This is a genomic window from Trebonia sp. (genome assembly GCF_030042015.1).
GTDB lineage: Bacteria > Actinomycetota > Actinomycetes > Streptosporangiales > Streptosporangiaceae > Trebonia.
In genome coordinates this window covers 1-2,929 of the sequence record NZ_JASIAL010000050.1, presented here as the reverse complement: position 1 = coordinate 2,929, position 2,929 = coordinate 1, and the positions used below count along the sequence as shown (strand labels likewise).

Here is a 2,929-nt window from a genome sequence, read left to right as displayed (position 1 = left end):
GCCTGGCCAGCCCGGGCGCGGGAACTCGTCCGGCCGCCCAGGACCGGGTCCGCCAGGGAACGTCGCCTGGACACCCGGGCGAGCGGGCGGCGGGCTGGGGAGACGGCCCGGATCGTTCGGGATAAAGGGGGCGAGGAATCGGTGGTCAACCATGCAACTTCCAGGTGATCTCGGAGCCGACGGCAGCCGCGTACCGTTCGAGCGTGGAGGCGCGGACGTCGGTCGCGCCGGACTCCAGGCGCGCGACCGCCGACTGGGAGGTGCCCATCCGCGCGGCGACCTGGGTCTGCGACAGGCCGGCCGCCTGGCGCTGGGCCACCAGGTCGCGGACGAGGCTGGCGCGCTCGGCCGACATGCGGCCAAGCGCGATCTCGCGGAACCCGGGGAGCGCCGGGTAGTCAGGCTCGTCCATACATCAAACGGTATCTCGAATCCGAGATGCTCGCTACGGTATAGCGCTCGCGGCTACGGCCACCGGCCATGTCGCCTCCGCCCACACGATGCGGCCCGCGCCCGCGTCGGCGTCGCGGTAGCCCCACCTGCTGCTGCACGCAGCGACGAGCAGCAGGCCGCGGCCGCCTTCGGCGAGCGCGGGGGCGTTGGCGGGGGCGGAAGTGGCCTGGCCGTCCGCCTGGGCCGGCTGGCGGCAGGCCGCGGCCAGGACCGGTCCGCGCGGGGCGCCCGCGTCGGTGACGGCCACCCGTGCCACGCCCGGGGCTGGCCAGCACACCTCGACGGTGAACGCCCCGCCGGCCCCGGAGGCGGTGTGCGTGACGGCGTTGGCGGCTAGTTCGGACACGCAGGTCAGCAGGGCCTCCCGGGCGGGGCACCCGGCCAGGGCGCGCGCCACGAACGCCCGCACCCGGGGCACCTGCCTGGCCTCGCCAGGGAAGACCCGCAGGCAGCGCGCCGGGCGCGGGCCGGACGGAGGTACCGGATATGCTTCGGTCACCTCGATCACCCCTCGTCAGCACTGCGGTTGCGGCACGGCTACGGTCTCCACGATGAGTCACGTAAGGAACCGCGCATGTGGTTCATTGCCGCCGCACGCGGTCGCTGTCTGTCGTTACTTGCTGTTATCGAAGGGGGTTTTGGCAGACCGTGTCTCCGGAACGAACCGTGGCGCCTGTCCTGCCCTTCGTCGCTGCGCAGCCGCTGACGGACCACCACTGCCATGGCGTGCTGGCGGAAGGCGGTGACCTGGAGGGGCTGCTCACCGAGGGCGACGGCGGCGCGGCCGCGGGCGGGACGGCGTTCGACTCCCTTGCCGGGCTGGCGTTCCTGCGGTGGTGCCCGCCGCTGCTCGACCTGCCCGCGCACGCCCCGGTCGCGGAGTACGAGGCGCGCCGCCGCGCGCTTGCCGCCGCGGAGGTGAACCGGCGGTTCCTGGCCGCGGCCGGGCTCGGCTCGCTGCTCGTGGACACCGGGTTCGCGCCGGGTGGCCTGCTGTCTCCCGCCGGGACGGCCGCGTTCGCCGGGGCGGCTGCCTTCGAGGTCGTCCGGCTTGAGCAGGTCGCTGAGTCGCTGGCCGCCGGGGGCGCGGGCGCAGCGGAGTTCGCTGACGCCTACCGCGCGGCGCTGGCGGGACGGGTCAGCTCCCCTGTGCACGGGGTGCCGGTCGTGGCGGTCAAGTCGATCGCGGCGTACCGGACCGGGCTGGCGCTCGCCGGGGAGCGGCCGACGGACGGTGAGGTCGCCGGCGCGGTCCGGCGGTGGCTGGGCGCGGCCGACGGCGGCGCAGACGCGGCAGGTGGCTCCGGCGCGTTGCCGCCGGTGGCGGACGAGACGCTGCACCGGTTCTTCGTCTGGTGCGGCGCCGACCTCGGGCTGCCGGTCCAGTTCCACGTCGGGTACGGCGACCGGGACGCCGACCTGGACAAGTGCAACCCGCTGCTGCTCACCGGACTGCTGCGGGCGCTTGAGCCGGCCGGGGTACCGGTCATGCTGCTGCACAACTACCCGTACCACCGCGAGGCCGGTTACCTGGCGCAGGTCTTCCCGCACGTGTACGCGGACCTCGGCCTGGCCACGCACAACGTCGGCAGCCGCGCGCCGCAGGTGCTCGCCGAGGCGCTCGAGCTGGTGCCGCTGCGGAAGTTCCTGTACTCCTCGGACGCCTTCGGGCTGCCGGAGCTGTACTACCTGGCAGCGCTGCTGTTCCGGCAGGCGCTGTCGCAGTTCCTCCAGGCCAGGCTGGTCCTCGGCGACATCAGCTTCGACGACGCGGAGCGGATCACCCGCCTGATCGGCGCGGAGAACGCGAGCCGCGCCTACCGCCTTCCCGCGTGACGCCTTCCGGGCGGCGGTGCCCCGTCGCGGGCCGCTTGCCTGCGACTTCGCACACTCTGTGACCATTTTCGCGCCCATTATGGGCGATTTGTCCATGCATGGAGTGTCCAAAGTAGTACTCGCGGGACTTACGGGGCAGCTGGGGCTGCCGCCGATCGCGGCCCGCTACCGGCGCGCGGCGGGGCCCCGCCCGAGCGGGCGGGCACGGTGCGGTGGGCGGCGAGGCGGCAGCGGGCTGCGCGGCCTATCATCTGGGCTGGCGAGGAAGGATGGGTGAATGTCGGCTGGAGGCACCGAAGTCCGGCGGGAGCTGGTCGCGGCGAACAGGATCCTGGGGCATGAGGGGATCCTGGACGCGTTCGGCCACGTGAGCGTCCGTCATCCGGGGAACCCCGGCCACTTCCTGCTGTGCCGGGCGCGCTCGCCGGAGAACGTCGAGGTGGCGGACGTGCTCGAGTTCGACGGTGACGGCGAGCTGGCCGGCGAGGCCGGCCCGATCCCCTACGTCGAGCGGTTCATCCACGCCGGGGTGTACGAGGCGCGGCCAGACGTCACGGCGGTGTGCCACAACCACGCGATCTCGATCCTGCCGTTCAGCATCTCCCGGTCGGTGCGGCTGCGGGCCACCATCAACGCGTCG

4 protein-coding genes are annotated in these 2,929 nt (G+C 73.5%); 2 read left to right on the top strand and 2 right to left on the bottom strand.

The window, feature by feature from the left end; all coding sequences use genetic code 11:
• Positions 1–145: 145 nt before the first annotated feature.
• On the bottom strand, positions 146–412 hold the full coding sequence (locus Q1N79_RS02170; RefSeq protein ID WP_300603539.1) for a helix-turn-helix transcriptional regulator: 267 nt from the start codon (positions 410–412) through the stop codon (positions 146–148).
• A 33-nt stretch (positions 413–445) separates the two neighbouring features.
• Complete coding sequence (locus Q1N79_RS02165; RefSeq protein WP_300603536.1) at positions 446–952, bottom strand: ATP-binding protein; 507 nt, start codon at positions 950–952, stop codon at positions 446–448.
• 149 nt (positions 953–1,101) lie between these two features.
• On the opposite strand from Q1N79_RS02165, the gene Q1N79_RS02160 reads away from it, so the two are divergent.
• Positions 1,102–2,289, top strand: coding sequence for an amidohydrolase family protein (locus tag Q1N79_RS02160; RefSeq protein ID WP_300603531.1), 1,188 nt, complete (start codon positions 1,102–1,104; stop codon positions 2,287–2,289).
• Positions 2,290–2,566: 277 nt separating this feature from the next.
• Positions 2,567–2,929: class II aldolase/adducin family protein (locus Q1N79_RS02155; RefSeq protein WP_300603528.1), on the top strand; the 363-nt coding region annotated here is incomplete at its 3' end.

Excerpts from the sequence above, each read along its gene's own strand:
- Q1N79_RS02170 (WP_300603539.1), bottom strand. The coding sequence starts at position 412 with ATGGACGAGCCTGACTACCCGGCGCTCCCCGGGTTCCGCGAGATCGCG.